The organism is Kerstersia gyiorum (assembly GCF_004216755.1).
Taxonomy (GTDB): domain Bacteria; phylum Pseudomonadota; class Gammaproteobacteria; order Burkholderiales; family Burkholderiaceae_B; genus Kerstersia; species Kerstersia gyiorum.
The window spans coordinates 118,330-138,043 of sequence record NZ_SGWZ01000005.1; the positions used below are offsets into that span (position 1 = coordinate 118,330).

The 19,714-nt window shown below is 63.3% G+C and carries 20 protein-coding genes, 1 tRNA gene and 1 pseudogene; 15 read left to right on the forward strand and 7 right to left on the reverse strand.

Annotation, left to right across the window (positions count from 1 at the left end):
* Positions 1–165 precede the first annotated feature (165 nt).
* The 5 genes and pseudogenes from EV679_RS14410 to EV679_RS14430 all read left to right on the forward strand — a co-directional run bounded on the left by EV679_RS14410 (position 166) and on the right by EV679_RS14430 (position 3,702).
* Positions 166–741 (forward strand): cytochrome b, encoded by a 576-nt coding sequence (locus EV679_RS14410; RefSeq protein ID WP_068371601.1) that lies wholly within the window; start codon positions 166–168, stop codon positions 739–741.
* Positions 738–1,295, forward strand: coding sequence for a YceI family protein (locus EV679_RS14415; RefSeq protein WP_130487591.1), 558 nt, complete (start codon positions 738–740; stop codon positions 1,293–1,295). Before EV679_RS14410 ends, EV679_RS14415 begins: the two co-directional genes overlap by 4 nt.
* Positions 1,296–1,379: 84 nt before the next feature.
* Complete coding sequence (locus EV679_RS14420) at positions 1,380–1,967, forward strand: YceI family protein (protein ID WP_068371268.1); 588 nt, start codon at positions 1,380–1,382, stop codon at positions 1,965–1,967.
* A gap of 94 nt (positions 1,968–2,061) precedes the next feature.
* A pseudogene (locus tag EV679_RS14425) lies at positions 2,062–3,556 on the forward strand (amino acid permease).
* Between the two features lie 71 nt (positions 3,557–3,627).
* Positions 3,628–3,702, forward strand: a tRNA-Arg gene (locus tag EV679_RS14430).
* Positions 3,703–3,996: 294 nt separating this feature from the next.
* Here EV679_RS14430 and EV679_RS14435 read toward each other — a convergent pair.
* Both EV679_RS14435 and EV679_RS14440 read right to left on the reverse strand, forming a co-directional pair.
* Positions 3,997–4,704, reverse strand: a complete 708-nt coding sequence (locus tag EV679_RS14435) for a TerC family protein (RefSeq protein WP_127773044.1) — start codon at positions 4,702–4,704, stop codon at positions 3,997–3,999.
* Between the two features lie 252 nt (positions 4,705–4,956).
* Positions 4,957–5,889, reverse strand: coding sequence for a LysR family transcriptional regulator (locus EV679_RS14440; RefSeq protein ID WP_127773043.1), 933 nt, complete (start codon positions 5,887–5,889; stop codon positions 4,957–4,959).
* Positions 5,890–5,970: 81 nt separating this feature from the next.
* Between EV679_RS14440 and EV679_RS14445 the strand changes: the two genes are divergently transcribed.
* Both EV679_RS14445 and EV679_RS14450 read left to right on the forward strand, forming a co-directional pair.
* The gene (locus EV679_RS14445; RefSeq protein WP_130487592.1) at positions 5,971–6,312 is read left to right on the forward strand and encodes a protocatechuate 4,5-dioxygenase subunit alpha; all 342 of its coding nucleotides are present in this window, start codon (positions 5,971–5,973) and stop codon (positions 6,310–6,312) included.
* Between the two features lie 40 nt (positions 6,313–6,352).
* Entirely contained in the window at positions 6,353–7,192 is an 840-nt protein-coding gene (locus EV679_RS14450; protein ID WP_068371284.1) for a class III extradiol dioxygenase family protein, read from the forward strand.
* A 240-nt stretch (positions 7,193–7,432) separates the two neighbouring features.
* Here EV679_RS14450 and EV679_RS14455 read toward each other — a convergent pair whose 3' ends face one another.
* Positions 7,433–8,335, reverse strand: a complete 903-nt coding sequence (locus EV679_RS14455) for a LysR family transcriptional regulator (protein ID WP_068371288.1) — start codon at positions 8,333–8,335, stop codon at positions 7,433–7,435.
* A gap of 99 nt (positions 8,336–8,434) precedes the next feature.
* On the opposite strand from EV679_RS14455, the gene EV679_RS14460 reads away from it, so the two are divergent.
* The 8 genes from EV679_RS14460 (at position 8,435) to EV679_RS14495 (ending at position 15,645) form a co-directional block, all read left to right on the forward strand.
* Positions 8,435–9,298 (forward strand): VOC family protein, encoded by an 864-nt coding sequence (locus EV679_RS14460; RefSeq protein ID WP_130487593.1) that lies wholly within the window; start codon positions 8,435–8,437, stop codon positions 9,296–9,298.
* A complete protein-coding gene (locus EV679_RS14465) occupies positions 9,295–9,987 on the forward strand; it encodes a class II aldolase/adducin family protein (RefSeq protein WP_068371293.1) in 693 nt (230 codons plus the stop codon). The genes EV679_RS14460 and EV679_RS14465 overlap by 4 nt, the downstream gene beginning before the upstream one ends.
* Before the next feature lie 90 nt (positions 9,988–10,077).
* The gene (locus EV679_RS14470; RefSeq protein WP_130487594.1) at positions 10,078–11,538 is read left to right on the forward strand and encodes a 2-hydroxymuconic semialdehyde dehydrogenase; all 1,461 of its coding nucleotides are present in this window, start codon (positions 10,078–10,080) and stop codon (positions 11,536–11,538) included.
* Positions 11,539–11,545: 7 nt separating this feature from the next.
* Positions 11,546–12,331, forward strand: a complete 786-nt coding sequence (gene dmpE / locus EV679_RS14475) for a 2-oxopent-4-enoate hydratase (protein ID WP_130487595.1) — start codon at positions 11,546–11,548, stop codon at positions 12,329–12,331.
* 11 nt (positions 12,332–12,342) lie between these two features.
* Positions 12,343–13,146 carry a 2-oxo-3-hexenedioate decarboxylase gene (dmpH, locus tag EV679_RS14480; protein ID WP_068371299.1) on the forward strand — a complete coding sequence of 268 codons (804 nt, stop codon included), beginning with the start codon at positions 12,343–12,345 and terminating at the stop codon, positions 13,144–13,146.
* Entirely contained in the window at positions 13,064–13,360 is a 297-nt protein-coding gene (locus EV679_RS14485) for a 2-hydroxymuconate tautomerase family protein (protein WP_257741165.1), read from the forward strand. The genes dmpH and EV679_RS14485 overlap by 83 nt, the downstream gene beginning before the upstream one ends.
* Before the next feature lie 314 nt (positions 13,361–13,674).
* Positions 13,675–15,030: an MFS transporter gene (locus tag EV679_RS14490; protein WP_068371306.1), complete on the forward strand. Its 1,356-nt coding sequence runs from the start codon at positions 13,675–13,677 to the stop codon at positions 15,028–15,030.
* A 345-nt stretch (positions 15,031–15,375) separates the two neighbouring features.
* On the forward strand, positions 15,376–15,645 hold the full coding sequence (locus EV679_RS14495) for a hypothetical protein (RefSeq protein WP_068371309.1): 270 nt from the start codon (positions 15,376–15,378) through the stop codon (positions 15,643–15,645).
* A gap of 185 nt (positions 15,646–15,830) precedes the next feature.
* Here the strand turns inward: EV679_RS14495 and EV679_RS14500 are convergent, their stop codons facing one another.
* From EV679_RS14500 to EV679_RS14515, 4 genes are all read right to left on the reverse strand, one after another.
* A complete protein-coding gene (locus EV679_RS14500) occupies positions 15,831–16,538 on the reverse strand; it encodes an amino acid ABC transporter permease (protein ID WP_068371313.1) in 708 nt (235 codons plus the stop codon).
* A 51-nt stretch (positions 16,539–16,589) separates the two neighbouring features.
* On the reverse strand, positions 16,590–17,567 hold the full coding sequence (locus EV679_RS14505) for a D-2-hydroxyacid dehydrogenase (protein ID WP_130487596.1): 978 nt from the start codon (positions 17,565–17,567) through the stop codon (positions 16,590–16,592).
* The gene (locus tag EV679_RS14510) at positions 17,564–18,283 is read right to left on the reverse strand and encodes an amino acid ABC transporter permease (protein ID WP_068371319.1); all 720 of its coding nucleotides are present in this window, start codon (positions 18,281–18,283) and stop codon (positions 17,564–17,566) included. Before EV679_RS14510 ends, EV679_RS14505 begins: the two co-directional genes overlap by 4 nt.
* A gap of 224 nt (positions 18,284–18,507) precedes the next feature.
* Complete coding sequence (locus tag EV679_RS14515) at positions 18,508–19,323, reverse strand: ABC transporter substrate-binding protein (RefSeq protein ID WP_130487597.1); 816 nt, start codon at positions 19,321–19,323, stop codon at positions 18,508–18,510.
* Between the last annotated feature and the right edge of the window lie 391 nt (positions 19,324–19,714).

Here is a 19,714-nt window from a genome sequence, read left to right on the forward strand (position 1 = left end):
CCAGATACTGCCATACAGGCTCAAAACTAGCATGCGACAGCCGTCGAACCGCTGACTGCTGCCTGACATTTTTGTCAGCCAGCAGTCATCTTCAGGTCAGAGCCAGCGGCCTAAGATGGCATCCATTCCTTGCTGCATGACGGCCCCGGTCTGCCGTCCACGACGATGCCGAAACCACAAGATACGCAATACGCCCCCTTCGCCAAGCTGCTGCACTGGCTGATCGCCCTGCTGATGCCCGGCATCCTGGCGCTGGGCTTCTACATGCAGGACCTGCCCTTTTCACCCGGCAAGCTGCAACTCTATTCCTGGCACAAATGGCTGGGCGTGACGGTCTTCCTGCTGGCGCTGGTACGCATAGGTTACCGCCTGGGGCATCCGCCCCCGGCCCTGCCGGCGCACATGAACCGGCTGGAACGCCTGGCAGCCCACGGCGGCCATCTTGCGCTGTATGCCCTCATGCTGTCCATCCCCCTGTCGGGCTGGCTCATGAGTTCCGCCAAAGGCGTGCAGACTGTCTGGTTCGGCGTGCTGCCGCTGCCCGACCTGCTGGCCCGCGACCGTGCCCTGGGCGATACCCTGGCGCAGGTTCACGCCTTCCTGAATTTCGCTTTCCTCGGCATGCTGCTGCTGCACACGCTGGCTGCCCTCAAACACCAGTTCATCGACAAAGACGGCCTGCTGGCGCGGATGCTGCCGCGCTGCGCCTGTGCCACCGGAAAAAGGAGCTCTCAAGCATGAAAACATTGATAGCCGCGGCAGTTGCCGCCCTGCTGCCCTGGCACGCCATGGCAGCCTCATACCAGGACGTCGATACAGGCAAAAGCCAGATTCGCTTCCACTACTCGCAACTGGGGGTCGCGATGGATGGCGATTTCCCGCGATTCGCCGGCAAGATCGACTTCGATCCCGCCAAGCCCGAGCAAGGAAGCGCCTCGGTCGAGGTTTTCCTCGACAGCGTCGATACCGGCACGGATGAAGGCAATGACGAAGTCCGCACCGAATCATGGCTGGATGTCTCCGGCCACCCGATTGCCAGTTTCGCCACAACCGCCATCAAGGCCGTGGGTGATGGGGCCTATGAAGCCAGCGGCACGCTGACCATCAAAGGCAAGAGCCAGCCGGTGACCATCCCCGCCCGCTTCACCGAAAAAGACGGCCTGGGCATTTTCGAAGGCCGCTTCGACATTACCCGTGGCGACTACGCCATCGGCGAAGGCCCCTGGGCCGCCACCGATATCGTCGCGGCACAGGTCGGCATTTCCTTCTCGCTGGCCACCCGTCCTGCGCCCTGAGCGCGGGATGGCACGGCCTTGAGCCTGCTGTTTATGCATTGAACCGGCATCAGCCATTTTTTTCGATTTCACACGGAGCCATACATGAATCTTTCCCGTCTCAGCACCCGCCTCGGCCTGGCTGCCGCCCTGACCCTTGGCGCCTCGCTGCCCGCCCTGGCCGCCCCCGTCACCTATGTGCTCGACGGCAGCCACACGGCTATCAGCTTTTCCTACCGCCACGTGGGCCTGAGCACCCAGACCAGCCGCTTCAACAACGCAACCGGCACCATCGTGCTCGACACTGAAGCCAAGACCGGCAAGGTCGATGTCACGGTGGATACCCGTTCGGTGAACACCGGCCTGGAAAGCTTCAATGGCCACATCCAGGCCAAGGACTTCCTGGATACCAGCGCTTACCCGACCGCAACCTTTGTGTCCGATAAGGTGATCTTCGACGGCGACCGTCCCGCCTCGATCGAAGGCAAGCTGACGATCAAGGGTGTGACCAAGGACGTCACCGTCGCCATCGACGACTTCGTGCTGGCTGATCACCCGATGGCCAAGAAGCCCGCGCTGGGCGCGGCCGGCAGCGTCAAGCTGACCCGTTCGGAGTTCGGCATGGGCAAGTTCGCGCCGGTCAACAGCGACGAAGTCACGCTGCGCGTGGTGCTGGAAGCCATCCAGCAATAATGGCCTGCGGACGGCGCCGGATTGCCGGCGCCGTCCTGCATCCCGATGGCCCAGGCGGTATGATGCCGAACCTTACCGGTATGAAACCGCTTTTATGACTCACCCCGCTCCACCGACGTCCTGCCAAGACCAGGACAGTTCTTCCGCACCTCACCTGCAGCGTGCGCTCAAGACCCGCCACCTGACCATGATCGCCATCGGCGGCGCGATAGGCACCGGCCTGTTCGTGGCCTCGGGCGCCACCATCGCGCAAGTCGGCCCTGGCGGCGCGCTGCTGGCTTATGCGCTGATCGGCTGCATGGTCTACTTCATCATGACCAGCCTGGGCGAACTGGCCGCCTTCATGCCCGTGTCGGGTTCCTTCGCCACCTATGGCGCACGCTACGTCGAAGAAGGTTTCGGCTTCGCGCTGGGCTGGAACTTCTGGTATTCATGGGCCATTACCGTAGCCGTCGACCTGGTCGCCGCGCAGCTCGTCATGGCCTACTGGCTGCCGGACGTGCCCGGCATCCTCTGGATGCGTGCTCTTCCTGGCGCTGATGTTCGGCCTCAATGCCGTATCCGTCAAAGGTTTCGGCGAAAGCGAATTCTGGTTCGCACTGATCAAAGTCGTGGCCGTGGTGATCTTCATCGTCACCGGGCTGGCCATGCTGGCCGGCATCATCCATGGCGCGGAAGGCACCGGCCTGTCGAACTGGACCATTGGCGACGCACCCTTTGCCGGCAACTTCGCCGCCATGGTCGGGGTCGCCATGATCGTGGCCTTCTCCTTCCAGGGCACGGAACTCATCGGCGTGGCCGCCGGCGAATCCGAAAACCCCAGGGTCAGTATCCCCAAGGCCGCCAAGCAGGTGTTCTGGCGCATCCTGCTGTTCTACGTGCTGGCCATTCTGGTGATCGGCCTGCTCATTCCCTATACCGACCCCCAGCTGTTGCGCAATGATGTGGCCGACGTCAGCGTCAGCCCCTTCACGCTGGTGTTCGAGCGCGCCGGCCTGCTGTCCGCGGCAGCGGTCATGAATGCCGTCATCCTCACCTCGGTGCTGTCGGCCGGCAACTCCGGCATGTATGCCGCCACGCGCATGCTGTTCAATCTCGCCACGGAAGGCAAGGCGCCGCGCATGCTGGCACGCCTGACCCGCAACGGCGTGCCGCTCTATGCCCTGCTGGCCACCAGCGCCCTGGCCGCGCTGTGCTTCGTCAGTTCCATCTTCAGCCCGAAAGTGGTCTATATCTGGCTGCTCAACACGGCGGGCATGACGGAATTCATCGCCTGGATCAGCATCTCGGTCAGCCACTACCGATTCCGCAAAGGCTACATCAAGCGCGGCCTGGACCTGGACGCCCTGCCTTACCGCGCCGGCCTGTTCCCGTTCGGCCCGATCTTCGCCTTTGTGCTGTGCCTGATCATCACGCTGGGACAGAACTACAACGCGTTCCTGCAAGAACGCATCGACTGGGTCGGCGCCATCGCCACCTATATCGGCATCCCCCTGTTCCTGCTGATCTGGCTGGGCTACCGCCTGGTCAAGAAGACCCGTTTCGTGCGCTATGCCGACATGACCTTCCCGACCGATACATCGGCCTGACAGGGGTGCATCGGCGGGCCTGAGAGACAGCCCACACGGAAATGGAAAAGCAGAGTACAATCGTCGGCTCTGCGCCCGTAGTTCAATGGATAGAATTAGAGTTTCCGAAGCTCTCGATACAGGTTCGATTCCTGTCGGGCGCGCCAGATACGCACTGCCGCCAGTACGCCCCGCCACATTGCATGCCGTGGCGCAATCCCGGATACCGGCGCCATGAAAACGAAAAACCGCTCGCAAATTTGCCAGCGGTTTTTTTCATGGTGCAAGCAGGTGGCTTCCTGTGCGGGACAAATAGCCGCAGGATGAACCTGCGGCCTTGAAAGCAAACCCTGATGTAGAACGGCCCTGATGCAGCGGCCACTTAATCGTGGCAGCCCTTCATGGTGACTGCCCTTAAAGGTGACCGCCGCTTACTGGTGCCGGCCTGGATGTCGCGGCCCTTAATGCGCGGCCGCCTTCGCCTGCTTGCGACGGCCCAGCCACAGGCCCACGCCCACGACCAGCGCGGCGCCCGCGACACCGACACTGATGTGCAGCAGGCTGGAAGGTTCGCCGATATGTTCCTTGAACACGGCATCGGTCAGCAGCATGCCGCCCGCCAGCCAGCCCAGCAGGCCCGCACCGAACACGATAACCAGCGGAAAACGGTCTATCAACTTGAGCACCAGCGTGCTGCCCCAGATGATGATGGGCACGCTGACCAGCAGGCCGAAGATCACCAGCCCCAGCTGATGGTCGGCATGCGCGCCCTGGGCTGCACCGGCGATGGCGATCACGTTGTCCAGGCTCATGACCAGGTCGGCGATGATGATGGTCTTGACCGCGGACAGGACCGAGGCGCCGCCTTCTATCTTGCCATGGGCATCGTGGTCGGGGATCAGCAGCTTGATACCGATCCAGACCAGCAACACCGCGCCCACCACCTTCAGGAACGGCACTTCGAGCAGGGTCAGGGCAAAGGCAATCAGCGCGACACGCAGCAGGATGGCACCGGCCGTCCCCCACAGAATACCCTTCATGCGCTTGTCGGCCGGCAGGTTGCGGCAAGCCAGCGCGATCACCACCGCGTTATCGCCGCCCAGCAGAATGTCGATCAAGATGATCTGGAAAACCGCTGCCCAGCTCAGTGTCTGAAAAAATTCCAGCATGGTTCGTCTATCCTCAAAACAGGCTATTCATTGATCTGAAAACCAGATCGGAACCATCACCGCTCCGCAACGACATGCTGGAAACAAAAATGGCCCGATCCGTCAGGACCAGGCCAGCATGCAGACGGAGTTTCATGCGCACGGACCTTGCCCTTGATGGCAAGGTCTTGCTAGCAGCGCCAAGCGCCGCCCGGGCACCGGGATGAACGCCGCTTGGGCGCGCATCCGTCATGACGATGCTCCGGAAGTAAGCTACTCCCCTTGATTGGCGGCAGTATAGCGCACTTGTCCCTGCTGCTGCGCAACATCCGCGACATGTCCGCGCAGCCAGCGATGCACCGGATCGTCCTGATGCCGCTGGTGCCACACCATATACATGGGCATGGACGGCGTTTCCAGCGGCACGGGCGCCGTAGCCAGGCCGCGCAGCGCCCCCAGGGCGAGCAACGACGGCGCCGTGGCGACCCACGGCCCGCCATGCAGCATCGCGCCCAGCGCCGCCATGCCGGGCACCGTGGCCACGAAGCGCCTCTGCACGCCCTTGCGCAGCATCCACTCGTCGATATCCAGCATGCGCCTGGGTTCGTACAGCACGGTGACGTGCTCGGCAGCGCGGTAGGCCTTCATGCTGGCCGGCGCGATGCATTGCGCGGCGTCGTGGAAGATGCAATAACTGTCCTCGAACAGGCGCTTCTGGTAAATGTCGTCGCCCAACGGCGGACGCGGCGTAATCAGCAGATCGCAATGCTGTTCGCGCAAGACCGCTGGCGTGGGCGCGCCGGACGGAATGACATGCAGGCTCACGCCTGGCGCCTGCGCCCGCAGGCGGCGCAGCAGCCCCGGCAGCAGCACGTCGCGCTGCAGGTCGTTGGCGGCGATGGTCAGGCTCATGTTCAGGCGTGAGGGCTCGAAACCCGCCGCCAGGGTGAAATGGCGCAGGTCATCAAGCAGCCCGCGCGCACGCTCGGCCAGCACGCCAGCCATGGCAGTCGGCGCAATGCCCCGCCCGGATTTCACGAACAGCGCATCGCCGGCAATGGCGCGCAGCTTGTCCAGCCCATGGCTGACGGCAGACTGCGTCACCCCCAGGCGCTGGGCGGCACGGGTGACCGAGCCTTCCTCGTAGACCACCCAAAGCAACTGCAGCAAGCGGCCATCCAGATCCAAATGATCGAAATCGTTCATGGGTTTCATGACTGAAGAGGCCTTTATCCATATTGCCAATAAGGGAATACTTGCCTCCATTATCCCCTTGCGGAGGCAGGCATGTCACATGAAATTCCGGGCACCAGACTGTTCGACGGCGAACTGGCCATGCGTGGCTACGCACTGAACAAAATGTGCTTTTCCTTCAATGACGCGGAGAACCGCGCCGCATTCCTGGCCGATGAAGACGCCTACTGTACGCGCTACGGCCTGAACGAAGCGCAGCGCGCCGCCATCCGCAACCGCAACGTGCTGCAACTGATAGATGCGGGCGGCAATGTCTACTACCTGGCCAAGTTCGCCGGCATCCTGAAACTGGACGTGCAGGACCTCGGCGCGCAGCAGACCGGCATGACCAAGGATGCCTTCAAGGCCAAGCTGCTGGCCTACGTCAAGGATTGAACCCGGCCCGGGACAGACATACAGAACAAGGATATTCATCATGGCTACCATCGTCGGCGGCATTCTCACTTCCCATGTTCCAGCCATCGGCCGCGCCATCGCGCTGGAACTGCAGCAAGACCCCTACTGGAAACCTTTCTTCGACGGTTTTCCGCCAGTGCGGGAATGGCTGGCACGCCAGCGTCCCGATGTCGTCGTCGTGTTCTACAACGACCACGGACTGAACTTTTTCCTCGACAAAATGCCGACCTTCGCCATCGGCGCAGCGCCCAGCTACAGCAATGCGGACGAAGGCTGGGGCATCCCGCAAGTCCCGGCATTCAAGGGTGAACAAACGCTGTCGTGGCACCTGATCGAAGCGTTGGTGGCCCATGAGTTCGACCCGGTCACCTGTCAGGAAATGCTGGTGGACCACGCGTTCACGCTGCCCATGGCCCTGCTCTGGCCGGACCAGCAGTGGCCTGTGACGGTCGTGCCGGTGAATATCAACACCGTGCAGTTTCCCCTGCCGTCCGCCAAGCGCTGCTACGACCTGGGCGCCACCATCGGCCAGGCAGTGCGCAACTGGGACAGCAGCAAGCGGGTGGCCTTCCTGGGCACCGGCGGCCTGTCGCACCAGCTCGACGGCGAGCGCGCCGGCTTCATCAACAAGAACTTCGACCTGGAATTCATGGACAGCCTGGTCAAGGAGCCGCGCTGGGCCACGCAGTTCAGCATCCATCAATTGGTCGAACTCGCGGGCACGCAAGGGATCGAACTGCTGATGTGGCTGGCCACCCGTGGCGCGCTGGGCGAGCACGTGCGCGAAGTCCACCGCAACTATCACATCCCGATTTCCAACACCGCATCCGGCGTACAGCTGCTGGAGCCTGTTGCCTGAGTTTCATCGCCTGATGCCTCCTCATCCGGCCCCAGGCCAGCCATGGCCTGGTTTTTCGCCAGACGCGCACGTGTCTGGCATTTTTTTTGCCCGGCCAGCCGCCCGCCAATAATGTCCACACCCGCTGTGAACAACCCTGTTGGCAGCCCTTGCACAGCCACGGAAAACCCAATGGCATCAAGGCACTGCAACACACCGATCAAAAATTGAGCAGAGACGCACGCCTCGCCTGTGCGCCGGCTACTCCGCAAACACATCCGTGATCAGGCGCCGGAACCAGACATTCCTGGGGTCCTGCTGGAAGCGGGCGTGCCAGTATTGCTTCAGGTCGTAGCGGGCAATGTCTATCGGCGGCTCGATGGTCTGCACATTGACGCTGTGCGCGTACAGATCCGCCACCGTGCGCGGCAGCACCACGATCAGGTCGGACTGCTCGATGAGCGAAGGCACACTCATGTAGTGCGCCGTCTTCAGTACAACGTTCAACCTGACGCCGGTCCCGGCCAGGTAAGCATCGAACATTTCCTGGCGCCGGCTGCCGTCGCGCACCTGCAGGTGGTCGGCTGCACAGAAATCCTCCAGCGACAGGCGCTCGCCGGCCAACGGATGGCCTTCGCGCAACATGCAGGTCAAGTCATGCGAAAACAGGCGCTGCTGATATATGTGCGGGTCGGTCAGGTCCGGGAAATAGCCCAGCACCGCGTCCACCTTGCCGTCGTGCAGGTTTTCCGTCAGGGCGTCGGGGTCCAGGCTGATGGTACGCAGCCTGGCCTTGGGCGCGACGCGCCGCAGGCGCTCGAACAAGGCAGGCAGGAAGACGATTTCGCCTACCTCGCTCAGGCACAGCACGAATTCATGCTCGGTCCGAGATGGGTCGAACTGGGGGCCGCGCAGGATGTCGCGGTCGATGATTTCCAGCACTTCGCGGGTGCGCCCAATCACCCCCAGCGCCCTGGGCGTGGCTTCCATGCGTGCGCCCGAACGGATGAACAGAGGGTCGCCCAGCGAGAGGCGCAGGCGCGCCAGCGCCGCACTTGCGGCAGGCTGGCTGATGCCCAATTGCTTGGCCGCTGCCGTCACATTGCCCGTTTCATAAATGGCGAGCAACACCCGGAGCAGGTTGAGATCGGTGCGGGGAACCATAAGCAAATCAAATAGTGCGAATAAACAGAAGTGGCTTTTCTGATTAGAAGGCAACTGCCAGAATGAGTCCACTAAAAAAAGCAATCAAGGAGCAGACAAATGATCAATCTGCACGACATCCGTTATGTCCGCCTTGGCACAAAAAATCTCGGAGACGCACGCCGCTATGCAACCGAAATCCTCGGTTTGCAAGTTGCCCGGGAGGCCAATGGCGCGATTTACTTCCGGTCCGACGACCGCGACCATACGCTGTGCTACTACGAAGGCGCCCCCAACGAAACCACCACGGCTTTCGAAGTCACCTCGCCTGAAGAACTGGAAAGCGCCGCCGTCCTGCTGGAACAGAACAAGTTCCACGTCGTGCATGGCTCGCGTGCAGATGCGGAAGTCCGCTACGTCGATGACCTGATCCGCTTCCAGGACCCCAGCGGCAACAATATCGAACTGGTGCTGCGCCCGCAGGCCAGCGGCCGCCGTTATTTCGCCAGCCGCGACGCAGGCATCACCGGCTTCAGCCATATCGGCCTGCGCACGCTGGACGCCCGCCGCGACGAGCAATTCTGGACCGGCCTGGCCAGCGCCCGCGTCAGCGACCGCATCGGCGAAGCGCCGTTGCTGCGCATTGACGAAGTGCACCACAAGATCGCCCTGTTCCCGTCCAAGCACCCTGGCGTGCAGCACATCAATCACCAGGTCGAAAGCATCGACGACGTGATGCGCGCCTACTATTTCCTGCTGTCCCGCGGCGTCAAGATACTCTTCGGGCCGGGCCGCCACCCGACCTCGGGCGCGGTGTTCCTGTACTTCGAAGGCCCGGACGGCATGACCTACGAATACTCCACCGGGGTCAGCCATATCAGCCCGGAACAGGAAGCCACGCACCAGCCGCGCCAATTCCCCGGCATTCCGGAATCCTTCTGCATGTGGGGCGCCAAGCCCGACATCCCGGAGTTCCGGTCATGAACGCGCAGCCCGCCGCGACTGCGCTCCAGCAACGTGAAGTCCGCATGGCGGCGCGCGCCCTGTCGCGCGCCGGCCTGGCCCATGCCTACGGCCATTGCAGCCTGCGCCTGGATGCCGATCATTTTCTGGTCTGCGCCGCCAAGCCCATGGGCCTGATCCTGCCGGACGATGCGGGCACCGTGGTGCCCGTCCGCGGTGAACTGCCCGAAGGGGTGCTCGGTGAAGTCCGCATCCACCAGCAGATCTACCAGCGCCGCGCCGATATCGGCGCCGTGATCCGCAGCATGCCGCCGCAGCTCATGGCCCTGTCCTGTGCCGGCCTGACGCCGCAACCGCGTCATGGCATGGGCACGTATTTCCAGCCCGGCATCCCGCTCTGGGACGATGTGCAACTGCTGCGCACCGATGAACAGGCCAGTGCGCTGGGCGAACTGTTCGGCCAGGGCAAGGCGCTTGCCATGCGCGGCAATGGCGCCATCGTCGCCGGGGATTCGCTGGTCGAGGCCCTGACGCTGACCTGGTACCTGGAAGATGCTGCCCGCATTGAACTGGCGCTGCGCAGCGCCGGCCTGGAACAAGGCCGACCGGCCCTGGACGCCCGGACCTGCGAGCAACGTGCGACCCGCAATGGCCGGATCTACGAACGCATGTGGGACTACCTCACGGTGGGCGACCCCGAAGCGGCCTGACGCGCCGCCACACGCCATGCCGGCCCGGGTTGCGCACCCGCCTCCGGCAATGGCCTGAATCCATAGATAAGCAACACAAAGGAATACAGTATGTCTGCCAAAAAATTCCGTCACTTCATCAACGGCGAATGGGTTTCCAGCCCTCGCACCTTCGAGAACCGCAATCCTGCCGACAACAGCCTGGTTGGCATGGTGCATGAAGCCGGCGAACAGGAAGTCGATGCCGCCGTGCGTGCCGCCCGCGCCGCGCTGCGCGGCCCCTGGGGCAAGATGACGGTCGCGCAGCGCATGGAGCTGTTGCACAAGGTGGCCGACGGCATCCTGCGCCGCCAGGACGAATTCCTGGCCGCCGAAGTGGCCGATACCGGCAAGCCGGTGCACCTGGCCGGCCACCTGGACATTCCGCGCGGCGCGGCGAACTTCAAGGTCTTCGCCGACCTGATGAAGAACGTGCCGACCGAAAGCTTCATGATGGACACGCCTGACGGCGGCAAGGCCGTGAACTATGCCGTGCGCGCGCCTCGCGGTGTGATCGCCGTGGTCTGTCCGTGGAACCTGCCGCTGTTGCTGATGACCTGGAAGGTCGGCCCGGCGCTGGCCTGCGGCAATACCGTGGTCGTGAAACCCTCGGAAGAAACGCCGGCCACCGCCACGCTGCTGGGCGAAGTCATGAACGAAGCCGGTGTCCCGCCGGGCGTCTATAACGTGGTGCATGGTTTCGGCGGCGATTCCGCCGGCTCCTTCCTGACGGCGCATCCGGACGTCGATGGCGTGACCTTCACCGGTGAAACCCGCACCGGCGAAATCATTACCAAGGCTGCGGCCAAGGGCATTCGTCCGGTGTCGCTCGAATTGGGCGGCAAGAATGCCGGTATCGTATTCGCCGACGCCGACCTGGAAAAAACCATCAAGGGCCTGGGCCGCGCCGTGTTCGAAAACAGCGGCCAGGTCTGCCTGGGCACCGAGCGCATCTACGTGCAGCGCCCGCTGTTCGATCGCTTCGTCGCTGAGTTCAAGGCCTACGCCGCCAGCATCCGCATTGGCGACCCGCAGCACCACGATACCCAGATGGGCCCGGTCATTTCGCTGGGACACCGCGAAAAGATCCTGTCCTACTGCCGCCAGGCCGTTGCCGACGGCGCCACCGTCGTCCACGGCGGCAAGATTCCCGACATGCCTGCGCACCTGGCCGAAGGCGCCTGGTTCGAGCCCACCATCTGGACCGGTCTGGCCGAATCCTCGGCCGTCGTGCGCGAAGAAATTTTCGGGCCATGCTGCCATATCGCCCCCTTCGACACCGAGGAAGAAGTGGTTGCACTGGCCAACGACACGCCGTATGGCCTGGCCGCCAGCGTCTGGACCACGGACCTGCAGGTGGCGCACCGTATGGGCAGCGCACTGGAAGTCGGCGTGTGCTGGATCAATTCCTGGTTCCTGCGCGACCTGCGTACCGCCTTCGGCGGCGCCAAGCAATCCGGCATCGGCCGTGAAGGCGGCGTGCATTCGCTGGAGTTCTACACCGAACTGCGCAACGTCTGCGTGCGCCTGTGAGCCCGGCATGCTGAACCCCCAACACATCCAGACCCTGGGCCAGGAACTGCATGAAGCGCTGGCCCGCCGCCAGCCCTTGGCGCCGCTGACCGAATCGCATCCGGACATGACGCTGGCGCAGGCCTATGAAATCCAACAGGCCATGCTGGCGCCGCGCCTGGCGGCCGGCGCCCGTATCGTCGGCAAGAAAATCGGCGTGACCAGCAAGGTGGTCATGGACATGCTGAAAGTCGACCAGCCGGATTTCGGCATGCTGCTGTCGGACATGCTGTACGCCGATGGCGCCAGCATTGCCGCCAGCGACCTGATCGCGCCCAAGGCCGAAGGCGAAATCGCCTTCGTGCTCAAGCATGCGCTGCGCGGCCCCGGCATTACCGTGGCCGACGTGCTGCGCGCCACGGCCTATGTCATGCCCTGCTTTGAAATCGTCGATTCGCGCATCCGCGACTGGAAGATCAAGATCCAGGACACCGTGGCCGACAACGCTTCCGCCGGCGTCTTCGTGCTGGGCGACCGTGGCGCTGACCCGCGCGATGTGGACCTGGCCTGCGTCGGCATGACGCTGGAAAAGAACGGTGAGGTCGTCGCCACCGGCGCAGGCGCCGCCGCGCTGGGCCATCCGGCCAATGCCGTGGCCTGGCTCGCCAACACGCTGGGCCAGCTGGGCATCGCGCTGGAACCGGGTGAAGTCATCCTGTCCGGTTCGCTGGCCGCCATGGTGCCGGTGCAGGCCGGCGACCACCTGCGCATCAGTCTGGGCGGCATAGGCTCGGCCTCCGTCCGCTTTGCTTGAAGGAATGCATCATGAAATTATCCGCTGACACCATTGCCCAACTGGCTGAACACCTGGAACAGGCCGAGCTGACGCGCACCGAAGTCGCGAAAATTACCGAAGCCCATCCCGACATGGACTGGGACGACGCCTACGCCATCCAGAACGCTATCCGCCAGCGCAAGGAAGCGCGCGGGGTGCGCATCGCCGGCCTGAAAATGGGCCTGACCTCCTTTGCCAAAATGCGGCAAATGGGCGTGACCGAGCCCATCCATGGCTTCCTGACCGACTATGGCTCCTGCCTGGAAGGCTCGGCCATTGATGTCGATACCCTGATCCACCCCAAGGTCGAAGCAGAAATCGCCTTTGTCCTGAAGCACCCGCTCAAGGGGCCGGGCTGTCATATCGGTGACGTGCTGGCTGCGACCGACTTCGTGCTGCCCGCCGTGGAAGTGATCGACTCGCGCTACAAGAACTTCAATTTCGACCTGAAGAGCGTCATTGCCGACAACACGTCCTCGGCGCGTTTCGTGACCGGCGGCCAGATGGCCGGTGTCGAAGGCCTGGACCTGAAATGCCTGGGCGTGGTGCTGGAAAAGAACGGCGAAGTGGTTGCCACCGGCGCCGGCGCCGCCGTGCTGGGCCATCCGGCGCAGAGCGTCGCGATGCTGGCCAACATGCTGGGCGCGCAAGGCCGAGAAATTCCGGCCGGCACCTTCATCATGACCGGCGGCATCACCGAAGCCATCACCGTTGCCGCAGGCGACTGCATCACGGTGCGCTACCAGCACCTGGGCAGCGTTTCCATGCGCTTCGTGTCCGGCAAGCAGGCCTGAGCGGAGCACAGCCATGCCCATCGCCATGATCCATATCGCGGCCGGCCGCAGTGAGGAAACCAAGCGCGCGTTGCTGAGCAACGTGACCGAGGCCATCGCTCGCAGCCTGGACGCGCCCGTGGCCAGTGTCCGGGTGCTGCTGCAGGAAGTGCCGGAAACGCACTGGGCCTCCGGCGGTGTGACGCTGGCTGAACGCCGCCAGCCCGGCGCCTGATCAGAAACCTCCCACTTTCAGGAAAAGTCGAACCGGAAATAAGATTCGCCACCCATCATTTGCCCTGCGCACTCGGCTCCGGCCCCGGACTGCGCCGCGCCGGGCAGGTGGACGTTCCAGGCCTGGAACCCTGGAACGTTTTTGCCAGGCCCGGCCGCTGCCTCCGTGCAGCGGCCGGGCTGGCATGTTTGTCCCGCAACGCCGCCCGTGGCCTGCAGGATGCCGATGCAAAGCAGTCGCAGTACCTGAAACCCAGAAAACCCCTGCGCCCGATACGACAGGTGGTAAAAAAAACCGAGCAATGAGGAGACAACATGAACCAGAAAACCGCCAGAATCGGCGATATCATCGACAACGCCAGGATATCGCCGTTCCAGATCATCATTCTTACCCTGTGTTTCCTGATCGTCCTGGTGGACGGTTTCGACACTGCGGTCATCGGCTATATCGCCCCTTCGCTGCGTGAAGAATGGGGCCTGGAAGCCTCGCAACTATCCCCTGCCTTCGGTGCCGGGCTGATCGGCCTGATGGTCGGCAGCCTGATTTTCGGGCCTGTCGCCGATGCCATCGGCCGCAAGCGCGTGCTGCTGGTGTCCGTGCTGGTCTTCGGCCTGGGCACGCTGGCCACGGCCTACGCCCATTCGATCGAATCCCTGACCGTCCTGCGCTTTCTGACGGGTATCGGCCTGGGCGGTGCGATGCCCACCTGCATCACGCTCAGCTCCGAGTACTCGCCGGCGCGCCGCCGCATGATCATGGTAACCCTCAGCTGGAGCGGCTTCACCGCCGGCCTGGCGCTGGGAGGCCTGCTTGCCGGGCAAATCATTCCCGCCTACGGCTGGCGCGGCGTGCTGATTTTCGGCGGCGCTGTGCCCCTGCTGATGCTGCCCCTGCTGGCCTGGCTGATGCCCGAATCGGTGCGCTTCATGGCCTCCAGCCCCAAGCACGCCGACGCCCTGCACAAAGTCGTGCAGCGCATTACCGGCAAGCCCTGGACCGGCGTCACCATCCTGGACGACGAGCGCCCCGCGCAAAGCCGTTCCCCGGTCAGCAACCTGTTCGCCGAAGGCCGCACGGTGCAGACCTTGCTGCTATGGGTCGCTTTCTTCTGCTCGCTGTTCGTGTTCTATCTGCTGACGAGCTGGCTGCCCACCATCCTCAAGGATGCCGGCTATGACATCGCCCACGCCTCGCGTGTCGGCGCCATGGTACCGCTGGGCGGCACGGTAGGCGCCATCCTGATGGCCCTGCTGATGGACCGCGTCGGCCCCTATCGCGTGCTGGCCCTGTCGTATCTGGGCGCGGCCGTCATCATCGCCCTGACCGGCTATATGATGGGTGATATCTATCAACTGGCCGCCGCTGTCTTCCTGATCGGTTTCGGCGTCGCCGGCGCCCAGAACGGCCTGAACCTGGTATCGGCAACGATCTACCCGACGTCCGCACGCGTGACCGGCGTCAGTTACGCCATGGCCAATGGCCGCTTCGGCTCCATCGTCGGTTCCATGCTGGGCGCCTGGATGATCGCTTCGGCCGGTTCGTCGCAAGTCTTCTTCCACTGGCTCGCCCTGCCGGTATTGATCGGTTCGGCTGCCATTTTCATCCTGTATCGCATGAGCCTGGCACGCCAGCGCAGCGCACCGGCCGCCATCCCCGCCACCAACGCCTGACCGGATTTCCGGGGCGGCAGGCTCGCGCCGCCCCCGTTCATCCGCCGTTCCTCCTGCTGTCCGCCGGCCCAGGCCGGCGGCCTGCCAGCTACCGCGTGCCAGTATCCCCCTGCCCGCGACTCTCCCTTCATTGCCCCGGCTCCTGCCCGCCAGCCCTGCTGCTGCGGGCGTTTCGCACTTATTGCCACGGTTTTCTTCTATATAACAACACGATACTAAGCGGCCCTAGGGAAAACCCTTGCACCATTTCAGGGTTTTCCCTATAATTCGTTTCAAGGGTTTTCCCTAGGTCATATAGAAGTTCGTCTTCTTATGACACATCACAAACAATAAGGAGCCGCCACCATGACCAAGCAAACCAACACCAACCTGTATTCCGACATCCGCATGACCGACTCGCTCGAACGCGAGCTGCTGCAACGTGCCATGCGTGATGAAATCGACGCCCAACGCGCCGAAGCCATGCGCGCCACCTTCCGCGCCATCAGCAAGGGTATGAACCGCGCATTCAAGGGCGTGTTCAACACCATCGTCGAAGCCCGCAAGCATCAAGCCCGTGCCGCTCTGCGCAGCACCATGGCCCGTTCGGCCAACCTGCACGGCAAAGCAGTCTGATTTCGCGCGGCTCCTTGCAGTACCTGCCCGCAGCAGGCCATGCTGCGGCAGCGCAATGTCTCTGATAGCGCTGTCTGATGCAGGGTCCGTGCGGTAAAAAAAACCCGGCTTTCCTTGGAAGCCGGGTTTTTTCATGCCTGCCGGAACAGCCTGGCAAGATGCTGCCACCTGCACTGAGGCGGCACTCAGGCAGCGATGCCTCCTGCCCGGGCATGGCGCGCGCCATAGCGCGCCGCCAGCCGGTTGGCCGCCATTTCCAGTGCCGAGCACAGCAGGAAATAGATAAAGGCCACAAACAGATAGATTTCCAGCGGATAAATCATCGTACGGTTGCTCACCTGCGTGGCCACAAAGGATAGTTCTGCCACGCCAACGACATAGGCCAGCGAAGTATCCTTGATCAAGGCCACCCACTGGTTGATGAAAGACGGCGCCATGATCGGCAATGCCTGCGGCAGTACCACGAATCGCAGGGTTTCCCACAGGCTCAAGCCCAACGAACGCGACGCTTCCCACTGGCCGGCCGGCAGGCTGCGTATGCCTGCCGCCACCGAATGCGCCAGATAGGCGCCGCCGATTAGCGACAAGGCGGCGACCACCGTCACCAGCTTGGGAATATCCACGTCGAACAGCATGGGCAGCAGGAAATACACCCAGAAGATCAACATCAGCACGGGAATTGCGCGCAGGAAACCGATGACCAGCGTCAACAGCCCATGCAGCGGCCCGCGCCCCAGGGCCAGCGCCATGCCCAGGAACAGGCCCAGCACACTGGCCACCACGCCCGACAGCAGGCTGAGCAGCAAGGTCAGCGACAGGCCTCCCAGCGGCCCATAGGGATAGGCTCCCACCAGGAAATACAACCAGTTGTTGGCAATAACGCTGAAATCCATGCTTTATCCATTGACCCGCCACGCCCGCACCGGCGGGCAAGACAGGCTAGCTCAATAACCCCGGGTGAAATCCACTGCGCCGCGCAGCGGCTCGCCGGCCTCGAAACGGCGCAGGTTCTCCAGGAACACAGGCGCCAGCAAGGCAGGCAGCGTCGGTCCCGCGCTATGACCGGTCAGCCATAGCCTGGGCGCACGCCAGAATGGATGTGCAGCTGGCGGGGGTTCCTCGCGGCAGACATCTATCGCTGCCGCGCCCAGGTGTCCGCATTCCAGGGCCTGAACCAGATCCGGCTCGACCACCGCCACGCCGCGCCCCATATTGATAAACAGCGCCCCCTCGGGCAATGCGGCAAAAAACGCCGCATCGTAGATATCGCGGGTCTGCGGCGTGTCCGGCAGGATGTTGATGAACACGTCGGCCCAGGCCGCAGCGCTGCCCAGCGCATCCAGGCCATATACCTGCGCAAAGCCCGGCAAGGGCCGCGCCTGACGCGCCAGGCCTCGCAACGCCACGCCAAACGGCGCCAACAAGCGGGCCACGTCCTGGCCTATCTCGCCTGCGCCTGCCACCAATACCCGAAGGCCAGCCAGGGTGCCGGGCGCAGGCCCGTCCCAATCGCCGCGCCGCTGCGCACCAGCCCAGGCGAACACCTGGCGGCGCCAGGCCAGCATGTAGGTCAGCGCATACTCCGCCATCAACTGGCCAAATACCCCCACGGCACGGCTGACGAGCGCTGGCTGCGGCACGCCGGCGGAGAACAGCGGCTCTATGCCGGCGGAAGTGGTCTGCAACCATCGCGGCGGCGCCTGCCTGGCCAGCAGGTCGACCGCCAGGCTGCAACTGGCCAGCCAGATGGCCGATGCCGAGGCCGCCTCCGCCACGTCCGGCCCAGCCGGCGATTCGTGCGCGTGCAGCCTGGCATTGGGCAGGGCTGCCGCCAGCAGGTCGCGGTACTGCCGCGCATTGCGGTCCAGGATCAGGATATCGCCCTGGAACGCCTGGAGGCCCGGAGTGCCGTGATGATTCATGTCTTCAGCCTGTAACGGTGCTGCATCCAGTAACCCACCGCCTCAATCACGGCGATGATCGCGATATACAACAAAGTGGCCACCCCGAAAGCCTGGAAGGTCTTGAAGGTTTCCGTTTCCACCTGGCGCGAGGCATACGACAGTTCCGCCAGGCCTATTGCCATGGTCAGGGATGAATTCTTGACTGCATTCATGTACTGCCCCAGCAAGGGCGGCAGTGAAATGCGGAAAGCCTGTGGCAGTACGATCTGGCGCCAGATGTCGCGCCCCGGCAGCCCCAGCGCGCGCCCGGCTTCCCACTGGCCGGCCGGCACCGCCTGGATGCCCGCGCGCAGCTCTTCGGCAATGAAGGCAGTGGTATAGAGCGTCAGCCCCCACCAGCCCGCCAGGAACTCGAAGCTCGGCCATTGCACGCCAAAAACCCCGAACTCGAAGCGGTGCACGCTGTTGAGCCAAAGCATCCAGGATTGCGGCAACAGCGCCGAAACGCCGAAATACCAGAAAAACAGCTGCACCAGCAGCGGCGTATTGCGAAAGAAGCTCAGCCCCAGCGACACCGGCAGGCGCACGGCGCGCCAGCGCGAATAGCGCGCCAGGCACAGCACCGCGCCCAGCACGGTCGCGGCCACGCAGGCCATCAAGGACAACAGCAGCGTGACCTTGAAGCCCTCAAAGAGCCAATCGAGATATTTTGGCGCAAGCCAGTCTGCAAACATGGGCGATGACAATCATGCGGCCCGCTCGCCCATCGGGGCAGGGGCCAGGTAAGAACCGGGCGCAGCATGCGCGCTGCGGCATTGTACTGGCAGTCCCTGCCTGCCCCGGTCTTCTGCCGCTCAATCACGACAGGCCCGGACAGTCGGTGCCGTCCGGGCCTGTCAGCGCCCTGCGCGGCGCCGGACGGCGCCGTGCAGGGCGAGTCGCTGAAGTCAGCGCGCGCTCAGGGCTGGGCCTTGTCGCCGATGCGATAGATGCGAGCCAACGGCGTTTTGGTGTCGGGACCGAACCAGGCGTCATAGATTTGCTGCGCCTTGCCCGACTGTTCCAGTTCCACCAGCGTTTCGTCCACGAACGCCTTCAAGGCCGTTTCGCCCTTGGGGATACCCACGCCGATCAGATCGCTGGAAATGGCAAATGCCGGAATTTCCCAGGTGTCCTTGTCCGGCACGTTGGCCAGCAGGCCGATCAGCTTGGGACCGTCCTGGGTAATGGCCTGGACGTTGCCGTTACGCAATGCGGTGAATGCGAAGGGGGTATCGTCGTAGGCCACGATGGTGGCGCCGGGATACTTTTCACGCAGCACGATTTCATTGACCGTGCCCTTGTCGACACCGACGCGCAGGGAATTCAGTTGCTCGGGCGAGGTCAGCGTTCCCTTGCGGGCGATGAACTGGGTACCGGAAGCAAAGTACGGAATGCTGAAATCCACCTGCTTGGCGCGCTCTTCGGTAATGGTGAAGTTAGCCAGCACCAGGTCGACCTTATTGGAAGTCAGCAGGGGCACCCGGTTGGCGGGGTTGGTCGGCACGATTTCCAGCTTCACGCCCAGTTTGTCCGCGAAAGCCTTGCCGAAATCCACATCCAGCCCGGAGATCTGGCGGCTCTTTTCGTCCACGAAGCCGAACGGCGGGTTGCTGTCAAAAGCAGCGACCTTCAGGACACCGGCCTTTTTGATGTCATCGAGGCGGTCCGCATGCGCCAGGCCCGCAACCAGGGCCAGGGACAGCGCAGCCACGGCTTTCAAAGTCTTCTTCATCTCAATCTGCTCCAAAGTTGCGCCATGAGCTCGCTGGGGAAAACCCGCAGGGCTTGGCATGGGTGTTATCTAACCACGGCTTTTTAAAACCAGGATATACAGAATTTATTATTACTTATTCTTTATGGAAATAAGAAAGCCGGCACCGGGCGCGCAACCGCGCAGCCGCTGGCACGGCGCCTGTCAGGTGCTGGAATGCTGCATAGAGACTGGCTATCGCGTCGATTGCCGTCTCCTATGGCGCGGCCTGGTGGCCGCAGATTCCGCGCCCGACCACCACAACCTGGTGCCCCCGGGCCGTTGCTTGCCAGGACATGGCCGGCACAAAAAAGCCGCAGCGGTAGCTGCGGCTTTTTTGTGCCGGGCACCGATGCGGTACAGGTTCGAGTAC

What these genes read in the sequence shown, in the direction of transcription:
- dmpE (WP_130487595.1), top strand. Translation starts at nt 11,546, where the DNA reads ATGCTGAACCCCCAACACATCCAGACCCTGGGCCAGGAACTGCATGAA.
- dmpH (WP_068371299.1), top strand. Translation starts at nt 12,343, where the DNA reads ATGAAATTATCCGCTGACACCATTGCCCAACTGGCTGAACACCTGGAA.
- EV679_RS14455 (WP_068371288.1), bottom strand. Translation starts at nt 8,335, where the DNA reads ATGGTTCCCCGCACCGATCTCAACCTGCTCCGGGTGTTGCTCGCCATT.
- EV679_RS14465 (WP_068371293.1), top strand. Translation starts at nt 9,295, where the DNA reads ATGAACGCGCAGCCCGCCGCGACTGCGCTCCAGCAACGTGAAGTCCGC.
- EV679_RS14415 (WP_130487591.1), top strand. Translation starts at nt 738, where the DNA reads ATGAAAACATTGATAGCCGCGGCAGTTGCCGCCCTGCTGCCCTGGCAC.
- EV679_RS14435 (WP_127773044.1), bottom strand. Translation starts at nt 4,704, where the DNA reads ATGCTGGAATTTTTTCAGACACTGAGCTGGGCAGCGGTTTTCCAGATC.
- EV679_RS14515 (WP_130487597.1), bottom strand. Translation starts at nt 19,323, where the DNA reads ATGAAGAAGACTTTGAAAGCCGTGGCTGCGCTGTCCCTGGCCCTGGTT.
- EV679_RS14505 (WP_130487596.1), bottom strand. Translation starts at nt 17,567, where the DNA reads ATGAATCATCACGGCACTCCGGGCCTCCAGGCGTTCCAGGGCGATATC.
- EV679_RS14490 (WP_068371306.1), top strand. Translation starts at nt 13,675, where the DNA reads ATGAACCAGAAAACCGCCAGAATCGGCGATATCATCGACAACGCCAGG.
- EV679_RS14460 (WP_130487593.1), top strand. Translation starts at nt 8,435, where the DNA reads ATGATCAATCTGCACGACATCCGTTATGTCCGCCTTGGCACAAAAAAT.
- EV679_RS14510 (WP_068371319.1), bottom strand. Translation starts at nt 18,283, where the DNA reads ATGTTTGCAGACTGGCTTGCGCCAAAATATCTCGATTGGCTCTTTGAG.
- EV679_RS14410 (WP_068371601.1), top strand. Translation starts at nt 166, where the DNA reads ATGCCGAAACCACAAGATACGCAATACGCCCCCTTCGCCAAGCTGCTG.
- EV679_RS14440 (WP_127773043.1), bottom strand. Translation starts at nt 5,889, where the DNA reads ATGAACGATTTCGATCATTTGGATCTGGATGGCCGCTTGCTGCAGTTG.
- EV679_RS14500 (WP_068371313.1), bottom strand. Translation starts at nt 16,538, where the DNA reads ATGGATTTCAGCGTTATTGCCAACAACTGGTTGTATTTCCTGGTGGGA.
- EV679_RS14420 (WP_068371268.1), top strand. Translation starts at nt 1,380, where the DNA reads ATGAATCTTTCCCGTCTCAGCACCCGCCTCGGCCTGGCTGCCGCCCTG.
- EV679_RS14470 (WP_130487594.1), top strand. Translation starts at nt 10,078, where the DNA reads ATGTCTGCCAAAAAATTCCGTCACTTCATCAACGGCGAATGGGTTTCC.
- EV679_RS14450 (WP_068371284.1), top strand. Translation starts at nt 6,353, where the DNA reads ATGGCTACCATCGTCGGCGGCATTCTCACTTCCCATGTTCCAGCCATC.
- EV679_RS14495 (WP_068371309.1), top strand. Translation starts at nt 15,376, where the DNA reads ATGACCAAGCAAACCAACACCAACCTGTATTCCGACATCCGCATGACC.
- EV679_RS14445 (WP_130487592.1), top strand. Translation starts at nt 5,971, where the DNA reads ATGTCACATGAAATTCCGGGCACCAGACTGTTCGACGGCGAACTGGCC.